Origin of the sequence: Polaromonas sp. UBA4122 (genome assembly GCA_002381615.1) — a bacterium.
Classification (GTDB): Bacteria; Pseudomonadota; Gammaproteobacteria; order Burkholderiales; family Burkholderiaceae_C; genus Polaromonas.
Genome location: DFWY01000033.1, coordinates 127317 through 140760, shown reverse-complemented (window position 1 = coordinate 140760; position 13444 = coordinate 127317). Strand labels below are relative to the sequence as shown.

Below are 13444 nucleotides of genomic sequence, written 5' to 3'. Positions count from 1 at the left end.
TTCGGTGCGGCGGCTCCGGGCGCCGGGGATAATGCCCACATGCGAATCCGATTTACAAAAATGCAGGGTGCGGGCAACGACTTTGTGATGCTCGACGAAACCCGTGCGCTGCTGGGTCTGACGCCTGCGCAATACCGTTTTCTGGCCGACCGGCACTTTGGTGTGGGCGCCGACCAGATCCTTTCGGTGCGGCCTTCTCCTGCGGAAGGCATCGACTTCGAATACGTGATCCACAACGCCGACGGCGGCGAAGTCGAGCAGTGTGGCAATGGTGCGCGCTGCTTTGTGCGTTTTGTGCGCGAGCGGGGGCTCACGACCAAAGACGCGGTGAAAGTCAAAACCCTGGGCGGCGTGATCGAGCCGCGCATGCAGGCCGATGGCCGCGTGACGGTCAACATGGGGGCGCCGGTGTTTGAACCGGCGCGCATCCCGTTCGATGCGGACGGGCTGACGCCGCAAGTTGCAGGTTCATGGAAAAAATGGCCTCTAGCCCTTGAAGGACGGGCGCAAGCAGCTCCTGTTTTTATAGCAGTTCTGTCGATGGGGAATCCCCACGCGGTGCAACTGGTGGAGGATGTGGACACCGCGCCGGTGCTGCAAACCGGTCCACTGATTGAGCACCATGTGCGCTTTCCCCGGCGCGTGAACGCAGGCTTCATGCAGGTGGTCTCGCGCAGCCAGATCCGCCTTCGGGTGTACGAGCGGGGCGCCGGCGAAACGCTGGCCTGCGGCACGGGCGCCTGTGCGGCGGCGGTGGCCGGCATACGTTGGGGCCTGCTTGATGCGCGGGTCGATGTATTGACGCGCGGCGGCCAGCTCACGATTGAATGGTCCGACAGGCTCCTGGATGCACCGGTCATGATGACCGGCCCGGCCACCACGGTGTTTGAATCAGAGATCGAAGTTCCCGACCTGCTTTGATACCTTGCTTTGCAGAGTGGATGAGGCGCAGCCCCGGATGTGGGTCAAGACGCAGGTCTTTGCGTGGCACGCAAAACTGGCGACAATGCCGACATGAATCCAACTGAACACCCCATCACCGAAGACGACATCGCCAACTTTCTGGCCAACACGCCCGACTTCTTCGAGCGGCACGCCGAACTGCTGGCTTCGGTGCAGCTCTCCAGTGGCCATGGCAACCGCGCCGTCAGCCTGCAGGAGCGACAGGCCGGTATGTTGCGCGAGAAGATCAAGGGACTGGAGACCCGGGTGGTCGACATGATCCGGCACGGGCAGGACAATGTGGCTATCGCCGACAAAATGCAGCGCTGGACCCGCAAGCTGCTGCAAACCCCGCAAGCGCGCGATTTGCCTGATGCCATCGTTGAAGGGATCATCACCGAGTTCCAGATTCCGCAAGCCGCCATCAAGGTCTGGCGCGTCAATGGCATTTTCTCAGACGAGCGCTTTGCCACGGGTGTCAGTAGCGATGCGCAGATCTTTGCGTCGTCGTTGGCCACGCCATACTGCGGTGTCAATTCAGGGTTCGAGGCCATCGCCTGGCTACCTGAGCCGACGCTAGCGTTGTCGGTGGCCCTGATTCCCCTGCGTGTTCCCGAAGGCGCACAGGTGTCGGGCCTGCTGGTGCTGGCTTCACCCGATCCCGAGCGCTTTCAGAGCGACATGGGCACCGATTTCCTCGAACGCCTGGGCGAACTGGCCGGTGCGGCGCTGTCGCGTCTGCGCGCCCAGATCCCCAACCAGTAAGCGCCACCATGACGCAGACAGCGCCTCTTGCGTCTGGATTTTCTGAGCCTGAACCTGATTCCACGCCGGGATCTGTCTCTGAATCGCATCCCCTGGTGCAGCGCTACCTCGAGCATGTGCGCGTTGAAAAACGCCTGGCCCAACGCACCGTGGAGCTTTACACCCTGGACTTGGAAAAGCTGCAAGCCAACGCCGCCCAAGCCGGTGTGGCGTTGACAGATGTGCACAACACCCACCTGCGGCGCTGGGTTGCGCAGATGCACGGCGCCGGGCGCAGTGGCCGCGGGATTGCGCTCATTTTGTCGGGCTGGCGTGGCTTTTACACCTGGCTGGGCCGCGAAGGCCTGGTGGCCGGCAACCCGGTGCAGGATATACGCGCGCCCAAAGCCGCCAAGCCCCTGCCCAAAGCCTTGAGCGTGGACGAGGCGGTTCAATTGGCCAGCTACCAGTCTAAAGGCGATGAAGGGGATCCGCATCTGGAGGCGCGCGACCATTGCATCACGGAGCTGCTCTACGGCTGCGGGCTGCGCATTGGCGAACTGGTGGGGCTGGATGTGCGGGCCAGCGGGCAGGCGCGCGGCTGGGTGGACATGGACGCCGCGGAGGCCCACGTGCTCGGCAAGGGATCGAAGCGGCGCAGCGTGCCGGTCGGCCGCAAGGCCCTGCAAGCCCTGCAGGCCTGGCTTGCAGTACGCAGTAGCTGGGCCCGCGAAGGCACGCCAGGAGGAGGGCAAGCCCTCTTCATTAACCAGCGCGGCACGCGGCTCACGCCGCAGCACATCCGCGTGCGTTTGAAGCAGCGTTCCCTGAAGGCCGGACTGGCGACGCCGGTGCACCCGCACATGCTGCGCCACTCGTTTGCCAGCCATGTGCTGCAGTCCAGCGGTGATTTGCGCGCGGTGCAGGAGTTGCTGGGCCACGCCAGCATCACGAGCACACAGATATACACGCGGCTTGATTTTCAGCACCTGGCCAAGGTGTATGACGCGGCCCATCCGCGAGCCCTGTCGGGCGGCCTGCCCGGCAAAGTCCCGGTCAAGACATCCGTTCCAAAAATTTAAGAGAAAAGTGGCTATGGCCCAATAAATACAGGCGTTAGCAGCTATTAAAATATTAGCGCCATGGGGGCTGGGCGAGCGCGGCGCAAGCCGACATCGGCAAGGCGACCAGCACGCCCGGCTGGTTCGCAGTCAAGCCACGACAATAGCGGCATGAAAACAATTCGACTGAAGGACGGCAAAGAACGCTCTTTGCTGCGTCGCCACCCATGGATTTTTGATGGCGCCATTGCCAGTGGCGGTGGTGATGCGGGTGAAACGGTACGGGTAGAGAGCCACGCTGGCCAGTTTCTGGGCTGGGCCGCTTTCAGTCCCAGCTCCAAAATTCGGGCCCGGGTCTGGAGCTTCAACGAATCGCAGCGCATTGATGCTTCGTTTTTTGTAGCGCGTATCGCCCAGGCCATCAAGGCCAGAAGCAGATTTGACATCCAAAGCGACGGTCAGCGCCTGATCCACGGTGAATCCGATGGTTTGCCCGGCTTGGTGGTAGACCGCTATGTCGATACGCTGGTGGCACAGTTTTCAAGCTGTGGCGCAGAGCGCTGGAAAAGCGTGATCGTTGAAGCGCTGCTGGCGCAAACCGGTTTGACGCGCCTGTACGAACGCTCCGACGCCAGCGTGCGCTCGATCGAAGGCTTGCCGGAAGCCACCGGCTGGCTGGCCGGCTCGGGCGACACCGGCATCACCATCACTGAGCACGACTGGAAGCTGAGCCTGGATGTCGCGGAGGGTCACAAAACCGGCTTCTACCTGGACCAGCGCGACAGCCGCCAGAAATTTGCCGCCTATACACGCCGCCTGCAGTTTGAGCGGGTGCTCAACTGCTATTGCTACACCGGCGGGTTTACCGTGGCCGCGCTGGCGGGCGGCGCCGGGCATGTCACCTCGATTGACTCGTCCGGCCCGGCCCTTGACCGTGCCAAGGCCAATGTGGCCTTGAACGGCTTTGACGCCAATCGCACCACCCTACTGGACGCCGACGTCAACGCGTCGCTGCGCCAGTATCTGAAGGAGGGCAGAACCTTTGACGCCATCGTGCTCGACCCGCCCAAGTTCGCGCCCACGATCAAGCACGCCGAACGTGCCGCCCGCGCTTACAAAGACATCAACCGGCTGGCCTTGGCCATTCTGGAGCCGGGCGGCGTGCTGTTCACCTACTCTTGCTCTGGCGGCATCAGCGCCGACCTGTTCCACAAAATCGTGGCGTCGGCAGGCACCGACGCGGGGGTGGACGCCTTTATTTCCGAACGCATGGGCGGAGCGCCCGATCACCCCATGACGGTGGCCTTCCCGGAAGGCGAATACCTCAAGGGCCTGGTTTTGGTCAAAAGGCCGGCGGGGTAGCCTATTTGTAAGAAAAATAGGCCTCTAGCCCAATCAGGTCGGGCATAAGCAGCTATGAAAACCATAGTAACCAGCGGTGCTGCATGAGGGCGTTGAAGGCTTGACATGAGCTGTAAAGTAGCTCGCAGGGGTTCCCTGGGTCCTTCAGGGGGCTTGAACGGGCCGCTAAACTTCCCAACTTGCTTTTCTGGGTTCCTTTGGCGTATTTTTGTAACTCCTTCGTTTTTTAGGCAAACACCATGAGCTTGATTCCCGTCACCATCCTCACCGGCTTTCTTGGCTCGGGTAAAACCACATTGCTCAAGCGCGTCCTGACCGAGGCCCACGGCCAGAAGATTGCCGTTATTGAGAATGAGTTTGGCGAGGAAAACATCGACAACGAAATCCTTGTCAATGACACCAACGAAAACATCATCCAGATGAACAACGGCTGTATTTGCTGCACGATCCGCGAAGATCTGCGCGAAACGCTGCAGTTGCTGGCAGCCAAGAAACGCAAGGGGCTGATAGACTTTGAGCGCGTGGTGATTGAAACCACGGGCCTGGCCGACCCCGGACCGGTGGCGCAGACCTTTTTCATGGACGAGGAAATTTCCGAGCAGTACCTGCTGGACTCCATCCTGACGCTGGTGGACGCCAAGCATGCCACGACCCAGCTCAATGACCGCCAGGAAGCGCGCCGCCAGGTCGGTTTTGCCGACCAGATATTCATCAGCAAGACCGACCTTGTAGCTGAGGACGAGGTCAAGGCACTGATGCATCGGCTGACGCAGATGAACCCGCGTGCGCCGCAGCGCGCCGTGCATTTCGGTGAAGTGGCGATTTCAGAGGTGTTTGACCTGCGCGGTTTCAATCTCAATGCCAAACTCGACATCGATCCTGATTTCCTCAAGGACGAGGAGTCTGCCAATGACGATCATCATGAGCACGGGCATGACCACGGCGAGCATTGCAACCATCCCTCGCATGCGGACGAGCATGGCCACGGACATCACCATCACCATGATGACGATGTCAAAAGCTTTGTGTTTCGGTCGGACCAGCCTTTCAGCCCGGCCAAGCTCGAAGACTTTCTGGGTGCGATTGTGAATATCTACGGCCCGCGCATGCTGCGCTACAAGGGTGTGCTGAACATGGAAGGCACGGATCGCAAGGTGATTTTCCAGGGCGTGCATCAGCTTATGGGCAGCGACCTCGGTCCTGCCTGGGGCCAGGGAGAAAAGAAAACCAGCAAGATGGTTTTTATCGGTATCGACTTACCCAAAGATATTTTTATGCAGGGCCTGGAGCAGTGCCTGGTTTGAGGTAGGCTGTTCGCCTAGAGCCTATAAAAGGCGGGAGGGCTTCATGTTTGTCTCGATTCTCCAACGGTTTGGTTTTAAGGCGCCACAGCGCGTCAGTGAGCCGCTACAATCGCGCGCCGACCAAAATACCCGCAAATCCGAAGCGGGAGGCCAGCCAGATAAAAAACAGCTGAAGAGCCGCCTTAAAGTGGCTGCTGAAAACTGGCAGTTGGCAGACCAACCAGGAAATCTGGCAACAGAAAGGGCCGGACTGCCCGACAGCAGTTTGGCCAAGAAGCCGCAGGGCCCCGAGGGCCCTTCCGAGGCTGATTCCCAGAGGAGACACATTGTGAAAGCCCAAGCGAAGATGACCAAAATGCCAGCCAAGGCAACGGCCAAATCAGCCGCCAAACCAGCAATGAAAGTCAAACCAGCGCCCAAAATCGCAGCCAAGACCGCGGTCAAAGCTGTGAACAAGGCAGTCAAACCTGTCAAGGCCGTTGCCAAAGCCAAGCCGATGCCTAAACCCGTTGCCAATAAAGCCGTCAAGGCGGCCGCCAACCCGCTAACCAAGGCCGTGCCCAAGAACAAATCGGCGCCGGTAGCCAGCAATAAAGCAAAGGCCAAACCGGTGTCGGCCAAGACCAAAGTCGCAGCCAAACGAGCCCAACTCGAGCCAAAACCATTGCCGAAATTATTGCCAAAACCTGCCGCAAAAGCGCCTGCCAAGCCCGCTGCCAAAGATGGCAAAGCCATCGAGGCGGCACCGCCAGCCCCCGCGCCCGTCCCGGCCCCGGTGCTCATGGCTCCGAGGCCGCTGAAGCCCGGGCGAAGGAGTTCAGCCCGAATTGCCGCCCAATCACCCCCACCCGCGCCTATGGTGCCAACCCATGCGCCTGACGCAGCCAAAGCCAGTTACTCCACAATGACCGAACGCGTGATCGCGCCGCCTATCCAGGCGGCTGCCAAAAAAGACCCCAAGCTTGCCAACAACTGGAAGACCAAACCGGCCGACCAGTTGACCGATGAGGAAGTCAAGGCCATGCCTGATTCCGAGTACATGAACGAAAAGCAGCTGGCATTCTTTCGCCGCAAGCTGTCGGTGCTCAAACAGGATATCCACAACAGCGCCGGTGAGACCACCGAACACCTGCGTGAAGATGCCGCCGTGGTGCCCGACCCGGCAGACCGCGCCACCATTGAAGAAGAACACGCGCTTGAATTGCGTACCCGCGACCGCGAACGCAAACTGCTCAAGAAAATCGAGCAGTCGATTGCCCGGATTGATTCAGGTGACTATGGCTACTGCGACGAAACCGGTGAGGCGATCGGTGTGGGCCGCTTGATTGCACGTCCTACAGCCAGTTTGTCCTTGGAAGCACAGCAGCGTCGCGAGCTCAAGCAGAAAATGTTTGGGGATTGACGGACAGATTCTTGGCTTAAACACTTTTTTATCGCCCTGACATGTCCAAAGAAGATACCGCATCAGGCTTGCTGTCCAAGGTGGTCAAGTTCGTCCGCAATCCAGCCACGAACTGGTCGGATCTGGATTCTGTGCAAGCAGACAAGGACGACTCGGTGAGCAAACAGCTGCTCAAGGAGATGATTGAGCGCAAGCGTCGTAACGACTTCGTGCGCAAGCGCGAATTTGACATGCTGCGCAAGCTGCGCAAACGCGAAGCCTTGGTGGGTACGGGCTCGGATCCAGGCGGCAGGCCGTCGTTCTTTCAGAGCAGCATGCCCTCCAGGCCCGATGACAGGGCGTCAACGCTCAAGAAGATCGATGAGATCGAAGCACAGATGTCCATGCAATGGTGGAAAACCAAGAACAGCAATGCACCGGACAACTCGACTCATGCACCTCTGATGCCTGATGGCAATGCCGCCGTGACACAGGCGCCCCTGCTGGAAAACGCACTGCCTTTGGCCTACAGGCCCACGGCCCCGGCTGGGCTGCAGTCTGCAGCCAAAAAAGCTGCGGAAGCCATGCCAGCGCAGGCGCTGTTGCCGACCGAACCTGCCGCCTTGTCCATGGTGCCGGCGGCCTCCAGGTCAGCCAGCCCCCCGGCCAAACCCCCGGCGCTTGGTGGCTGGTCGGGTGTGGGGGGCAGTTACGACAGCAGTCCATCCAGTTTTTCACCTTCCAAGCTCATGGCGGTGGACGTGCAAGAAGTCGCGGCGCACGATGCGGAACTTGATGAGGCTGCCATCTGCTTTGCCAATGGCGACGATGCGGATGCTGAAGCAGGCTTGCTTGAAATTCTACGTCCGGACGGTGCCCGTGCAGGACAGATGGAAACCTGGCTGACGCTGTTTGATCTGTACCGCGCCACTGCCCAGCACGACAAATTCGAAACAGCCGCGATCCAGTTTGCCGAGCGCTTTGACCGCTCGGCACCGCAGTGGTTTTCCATGCCAGACCTGGTAAAAATGCTCAGTGAGCCGGCAGGAAAAGCTGGCAATAGGTCCACCACCGACTGGATCTGTCCGTCGGTGCTGGGTATCCAGACCGTAGCAGCCCTCAAGGCGGCAATGGCCAAAGCGCCGATGCCCTGGCGGCTTGACTGGAGCAACCTAAAAACCATAGAAGCGACTGCTGTTGCGCTTTTGTGCAAGGTATTCAGTGGCTGGGCGGTCCAGCCTGTTCAGTTGCGCTTCATGGGCGATGTGCAACTCCAAAAGGTGCTGCAAAACGCCACGCCCTCCGGCAACCGCGATACCGACCAAAACTGGTGGCAGCTGCGCATGGAGGCGCTGCGTGTCACGCACCGGCCTGATGATTTCGAACTCGTAGCGCTTGATTTTTGTGTGACCTACGAGGTTTCTCCGCCGGCCTGGAGCAGCGCACGTTGTGAGTACAAACCGCTTGACGCACAAGGCGGCGTCGTGGGTGGCCAAACCATCATTGGTGATGTTTACCGTGACTCCGTGCATTCCGATCTCAGTGCGATGGACGGGGACACCCAGCTTGATGTCCAGAGTTCACAGATGAGAAATTTGCTCTCAGTTGAACTGTCCGGGCAAATCCAGGGCGATGCGATTGCGGCGCTGGACGAGCTGGAGGGCAAGCTCATGGGGGCGGACATGATGCTGATTTCCTGCGCCAATCTGATCCGAGTCGATTTTTCTGCTGCAGGGGCACTGTTGAACTGGGTGTCGGCCCGCGAGGCTGAACAACGCTCCATACAGTTCTTGGATGTCAATCGCCTGGTCGCAGCTTTTTTCAACGTGATCGGCATCGCCGAGCACGCGAGGGTGGTTGTTCGCGTCGACTGAGGTTCCTTAAGCCTGGATTTTCGCGGCACATATACTTCGCCACCCCGGTACGCCGCCCAGCCACGGGCGCGCCAGCAGGCAGCGATGGACGCCCCAGCTTGGGACTTTTTGCTACATTTTCTATAGTTACATCCACACGCCGTTATTGGCCTATTGAGTTCTCACCAAAGCCGCGCTGGGCAATGCCGCGCGTCCGTGCAGTTGGCGCAGCGTGGAACCTTCAAACAAAACGGGATATCGTTGCCAAAGCCCCTTGGCGCGGAATGCCTGTGCGGGCGTTGGTTTAAAGCAATACTTTCATTGCCAGTTCTAAGTGCTTAATTTAGAACGATTTTTAATCCAAAGTCGGCTTTCAGAGACGCGTCTAAGTCTTTGATTTCATTGAAAAAATTTGTTTCAAATCGCTTGCTTGCTAAAAACTTCCTGATAAAGTGGGATAAAGTGCAATTTAGTGGTGAAAAGTGTTTTCAGAAGGTTTTTAACGGTGTTTCAAGGCGCGTCATCTTTAGCTATCGATATCAAGGGGCGGCTCTCTGTGCCGACCCGGCATCGCGATGTGCTGAGCGCGACCGCTTCCAGCCAGCTCACCATCACCAAACATCCCCACGGCTGCCTGATGATTTTCCCACGCAATGAATGGGAAAAATTCCGTGAGCGTATCGCCTCGCTGCCGATGCAGGCGCAATGGTGGAAGCGAATCTTTCTGGGCAATGCCATGGATGTGGAGATGGACGCGACCGGTCGTATCCTGGTTTCGCCTGAACTGCGCACAGCGGCTGCTATCAGTAAAGACGCGGTGCTGCTAGGCATGGGCAGTTACTTCGAGCTCTGGGACGCAGCGACTTACGCTGCCCAGGAGGCAGAGCAGATGAAGCTTGAGATGCCCGATGTTTTCAGAGACTTTTCATTCTGAAAGAAGACGGTGCAAGATACATGGATACACCGCACTGTCTTGTTGAACGAAGCCATAACGGCGCTTCGCATCAACCCCGACGGCCACTACATCGACGCGACTTTCGGACGCGGCGGACATTCACGTCTGCTGTTGTCGCAGCTTTCCGCGGGCGGACGCCTGACGGCCTTCGACAAGGATCTCGAAGCCATTGCGGAGGCGCAAACCATCGCCGATCCTCGCTTCTCGATCCGCCACGAAGGCTTCATGCACTTGGGCCACATGCCTGCGGCCAGCGCGGCGGGCGTACTGATGGATCTGGGCGTGAGTTCGCCGCAGATCGACAACCCGCTGCGTGGCTTTTCTTTTCGTTCAGAGGGTCCTCTCGACATGCGCATGGATACCACGCGTGGTCAAAGTGTGGCCGACTGGCTGACAGACGCATCCATAGAAACCATGGCGGAGGTGATTCGTGAATATGGCGAAGAACGGTTTGCTGGGCAGATTGCAAAGGCGATTGATCGTCGCAGACAAGAACGGGGCCCTCTTCGAACCACCGCTGAGCTGGCCGAAGTCGTGGCTGGCGCGGTCAAAACCCGCGAGCCGGGCAAGGACCCTGCAACGCGCACATTTCAGGCTTTTCGGATTTTCATCAACGCCGAGCTTGAAGAGCTGAAGCAGGCGCTAGACGCGTCACTGAAAGTGCTTCAACCGGGAGGCCGTCTGGTGGTGATCAGTTTTCATTCGCTCGAGGACCGCATCGTCAAGCAGTTCATTGCCGGGCATTCGCGCGAGGTGTTTGACCGCCGCGCCCCTTTTGCGACACCCAAAGTCATGAAACTCAAGGCTCTGGGCCGCACCAAGCCCAGCGAAGAGGAAATCGCGGGCAATCTGCGCTCGCGCAGCGCCGTGATGCGGGTGGCAGAGCGCACAGAGGTGAGCGCATGAACACCGCAGAACTGCTCCAGGACGGACGCAATACCGCAAGCGTGGGGGCTATTTTTCCGCCGGGCCGCCCCAAGGAAAAAACGGCCCCCTCGGGGGGCAGCGTATTACACGTAGTGAAAAGCGTGGGGGCCAAATGGCCCGCCTGAACCTGGTCCTTCTGTTGGCCGTGCTGGCCAGTGCGCTGTATCTGGTGCACACGCGGTACGAGTCACGCCGTCTGTATGTGGAGCTTGAAAAGGCCGCGGCCCAGAGCCGAAAAATAGAAGCGGATAAAGAACGCTTGCAGGTAGAAAGGCGCGCCCAAGCCACGCCTCTTCGGATTGAAAAGCTCGCCAGAGACCGCCTCCAAATGCGAACGGCAACGCCGGACATCACGCAGTACGTGACCTACAAGGATGCTGCGGTGGCACAAGGAGGCGCGCAGCATGAGTAAGAGCATCCGCTACACGTCCAGCCCTTTGCTGGCCAGCAAGACACCCGTCTGGCGCAGTAAATTCATCGTGGCAGGCGTTGCGCTGGCTTTCTCGGCACTGGCAGGCCGGGCAGCCTACATCCAGATTTTCGCCAATGAGTTTTTTCAACACCAGGGCGAAGTCCGCTTTGCGCGAACCCTGGAGCTGCCTGCCAACCGTGGCCGCATTCTGGATCGCAACGGCCTGATTCTGGCCTCCAGCGTACCTGCCCCCAGCATCTGGGCCATTCCGGAAGACGTTGAAGCGACCAAGGCCCAGCTCGCAGAACTGGCCAAACTGCTGGAAGTGCCGTTGGCTGATCTGAACAAAAAGCTGGGCAATGAAGACAAGACCTTTGTCTGGCTCAAGCGTCAGGTTGACGAGCCGGTGGCTCAGAAGATCCATGCAATGGGCATCAAGGGCATTTACCAGCGCGAAGAGTACAAGCGCCGATACCCCGAAGGGGAAACTGCGGCCCACGTTGTGGGCTTCACCAATGTGGAAGACCGCGGACAGGACGGTATGGAACTGGCCTTCAATAAAGAGCTCGGCGGACATCCTGGCTCACGCCGGGTGATCAAGGACCGGCTGGGCCGGGTGGTGGAGGACGTGGGAGAACAGGTGCCGCCGGTGGAAGGCAAGGATTTGCAGCTGAGTCTGGACAGCAATATGCAGTTCGTCGCCTATCAGAAGCTGCGCGATGCGGTGATCAGCAACAAGGCGCACGCGGGCAGTGTGGTAGTGCTCGATGCAATCACGGGAGAGCTGCTGGCAATGGCGAACTATCCCAGCTACGACCCCAATGACAGACGCAACCTCACCGGCGAGCAGTTGCGCAACCGCGCTATGACTGATGTGTTCGAGCCAGGTTCGACGATGAAGCCGATCACGATCGCGACCGCCCTGGAATTAGGTCGCGTGACGCCACAGACCGTAATCGATACCAACCCCGGCCGCATTACCGTATCGGGCGCGACCATTCACGACGACAGCAATTTCGGCGTCCTGACTGTGGAAGGCGTGATCCAGAAATCGAGCAACGTCGGCGCGACCAAGATCTCGCAGCGCATGACGCCCCACGAGATGTGGGATTCTTTCACTGCGGTCGGCTTCGGGCAGAGGCCGCAGACCGTTTTCCCCGGAGCTGTCACCGGCAGGCTTAGGCCGTGGAAAACCTGGCGGCCAATCGAGCAGGCCACGATGTCATATGGCTACGGCCTCTCAGCTTCCCTGTTCCAGATAGCGCACGCATACACCGCGTTTGCACACGATGGCCAAGTCATCCCTGTGACCATGTTCAAGAGCACCGAGCCGGTGGTCGGCGTACAGGTGTTTTCACCCCTGGTTGCGAGCGAGGTGCGCCAGATGATGCACATGGCGGCCGGGCCCGGCGGCACGGCGCCGCTCGCGCAGACCGTGGGTTATTCGGTGGGTGGCAAGACGGGCACCGCGCACAAGCAGGTTGGCAAGGGCTATGCCACCAATAAGTACCGTGCCTGGTATACGGGAATGGCGCCGATCGACAAGCCGCGCATCATTGTCGCGGTAATGATCGATGAACCGAGCGCGGGTAAGTACTTCGGCGGCCTGGTGGCCGCACCGGTGTTCAGCCAGATCGTGCAGCAGACACTGCGCATAATGGGGGTGCAGCCCGACATGAGCGTCAAGCCGCAAATTGTCACGCAGGCTGTGGAGGAGTCGTTTTGACAACGCTGCTTCACACCCCTGAACAAGCGGCCAGCTGGCTGCGCAAGCATGTGACCGGCAGCCTCTGGACCGACAGCCGAAAGGTCGGTGATGGCGATGGGTTTATCGCCTGGCCCGGAGCCGCCACGGACGGCCGCAGGTATGTCGGCGACGCGCTTGGGCTGGGCGCCCGGGCCTGCCTGGTTGAGCAGGACGGTGCCGCAGCTTACGGCTTTCACGACGAAAGAGTCGCGGTTTACGCGGGACTCAAGGCGGCCACAGGGCCCATAGCCGCCGCCTATTTTGATGCGCCGAGTCGGCATTTGCAGATCGTAGCGGTTACTGGCACCAACGGGAAGACGTCAACAGCCTGGTGGCTGGCGCAGGCGCTGGGCCGATTGGGGCGCAAATGCGGTGTCGTGGGAACCTTGGGTATTGGCGAGCCCGGTGCCATGGTCTCCAATGGCCTGACCACGCCCGATCCCGTGCTATTGCAGCAGCAGCTACGGCGTTTTGTGGATGAGGGCTTTGTCGCGTGTGCGCTGGAAGCTTCCTCGATAGGTCTTGTGGAGCGGCGGCTGGATGCGACCTCTCTACAGGTCGCCATCTTTACCAATTTCACGCAGGACCATCTCGACTACCACCCGTCAATGCAGGCCTATTGGGAAGCCAAGGAAATGCTGTTCGGCTGGCCTGAATTGAAGGCGGCAGTCATCAACGTTGACGATCCCAAAGGCGTTGAACTGGCCGCCTCACTGACGGGTAAGAGCCTGGATGTCTGGACATTTTCATGTGCCC

Annotated in this window: 12 protein-coding genes; all 12 read left to right on the top strand. The window is 59.5% G+C overall.

The window, feature by feature from the left end:
• Positions 1 to 39: 39 nt before the first annotated feature.
• A complete protein-coding gene (gene dapF / locus B3F77_RS05055) occupies positions 40 to 921 on the top strand; it encodes a diaminopimelate epimerase (protein ID WP_293603899.1) in 882 nt (293 codons plus the stop codon).
• A gap of 93 nt (positions 922 to 1014) precedes the next feature.
• Positions 1015 to 1707 carry a DUF484 family protein gene (locus B3F77_RS05050; protein ID WP_293603898.1) on the top strand — a complete coding sequence of 231 codons (693 nt, stop codon included), beginning with the start codon at positions 1015 to 1017 and terminating at the stop codon, positions 1705 to 1707.
• 8 nt (positions 1708 to 1715) lie between these two features.
• On the top strand, positions 1716 to 2768 hold the full coding sequence (locus tag B3F77_RS05045) for a tyrosine recombinase XerC (protein ID WP_293603897.1): 1053 nt from the start codon (positions 1716 to 1718) through the stop codon (positions 2766 to 2768).
• A gap of 150 nt (positions 2769 to 2918) precedes the next feature.
• A complete protein-coding gene (locus B3F77_RS05040; RefSeq protein WP_293603896.1) occupies positions 2919 to 4109 on the top strand; it encodes a class I SAM-dependent rRNA methyltransferase in 1191 nt (396 codons plus the stop codon).
• A 239-nt stretch (positions 4110 to 4348) separates the two neighbouring features.
• Positions 4349 to 5413, top strand: coding sequence for a CobW family GTP-binding protein (locus B3F77_RS05035; protein ID WP_293603895.1), 1065 nt, complete (start codon positions 4349 to 4351; stop codon positions 5411 to 5413).
• A gap of 496 nt (positions 5414 to 5909) precedes the next feature.
• Entirely contained in the window at positions 5910 to 6815 is a 906-nt protein-coding gene (dksA, locus tag B3F77_RS05030) for an RNA polymerase-binding protein DksA (protein ID WP_414702961.1), read from the top strand.
• A gap of 41 nt (positions 6816 to 6856) precedes the next feature.
• Entirely contained in the window at positions 6857 to 8668 is a 1812-nt protein-coding gene (locus B3F77_RS05025) for an STAS domain-containing protein (RefSeq protein WP_293603894.1), read from the top strand.
• A 484-nt stretch (positions 8669 to 9152) separates the two neighbouring features.
• Complete coding sequence (gene mraZ, locus B3F77_RS05020) at positions 9153 to 9581, top strand: division/cell wall cluster transcriptional repressor MraZ (RefSeq protein WP_293603893.1); 429 nt, start codon at positions 9153 to 9155, stop codon at positions 9579 to 9581.
• A gap of 9 nt (positions 9582 to 9590) precedes the next feature.
• Entirely contained in the window at positions 9591 to 10508 is a 918-nt protein-coding gene (gene rsmH, locus B3F77_RS05015) for a 16S rRNA (cytosine(1402)-N(4))-methyltransferase RsmH (RefSeq protein ID WP_293603892.1), read from the top strand.
• Between the two features lie 133 nt (positions 10509 to 10641).
• Entirely contained in the window at positions 10642 to 10941 is a 300-nt protein-coding gene (ftsL, locus tag B3F77_RS05010; protein WP_293603891.1) for a cell division protein FtsL, read from the top strand.
• On the top strand, positions 10934 to 12667 hold the full coding sequence (locus B3F77_RS05005; protein ID WP_293603890.1) for a peptidoglycan D,D-transpeptidase FtsI family protein: 1734 nt from the start codon (positions 10934 to 10936) through the stop codon (positions 12665 to 12667). Before ftsL ends, B3F77_RS05005 begins: the two co-directional genes overlap by 8 nt.
• The coding region (locus tag B3F77_RS05000; protein WP_293603889.1) for a Mur ligase family protein at positions 12664 to 13444 on the top strand (781 nt) is incomplete at its 3' end. The genes B3F77_RS05005 and B3F77_RS05000, both read left to right, overlap by 4 nt.

Excerpts from the sequence above, each read along its gene's own strand:
- dapF (WP_293603899.1), top strand. The coding sequence starts at position 40 with ATGCGAATCCGATTTACAAAAATGCAGGGTGCGGGCAACGACTTTGTG.
- B3F77_RS05035 (WP_293603895.1), top strand. The coding sequence starts at position 4,349 with ATGAGCTTGATTCCCGTCACCATCCTCACCGGCTTTCTTGGCTCGGGT.
- B3F77_RS05025 (WP_293603894.1), top strand. The coding sequence starts at position 6,857 with ATGTCCAAAGAAGATACCGCATCAGGCTTGCTGTCCAAGGTGGTCAAG.
- dksA (WP_414702961.1), top strand. The coding sequence starts at position 5,910 with ATGCCTAAACCCGTTGCCAATAAAGCCGTCAAGGCGGCCGCCAACCCG.
- B3F77_RS05045 (WP_293603897.1), top strand. The coding sequence starts at position 1,716 with ATGACGCAGACAGCGCCTCTTGCGTCTGGATTTTCTGAGCCTGAACCT.
- B3F77_RS05040 (WP_293603896.1), top strand. The coding sequence starts at position 2,919 with ATGAAAACAATTCGACTGAAGGACGGCAAAGAACGCTCTTTGCTGCGT.
- B3F77_RS05050 (WP_293603898.1), top strand. The coding sequence starts at position 1,015 with ATGAATCCAACTGAACACCCCATCACCGAAGACGACATCGCCAACTTT.
- B3F77_RS05005 (WP_293603890.1), top strand. The coding sequence starts at position 10,934 with ATGAGTAAGAGCATCCGCTACACGTCCAGCCCTTTGCTGGCCAGCAAG.
- ftsL (WP_293603891.1), top strand. The coding sequence starts at position 10,642 with ATGGCCCGCCTGAACCTGGTCCTTCTGTTGGCCGTGCTGGCCAGTGCG.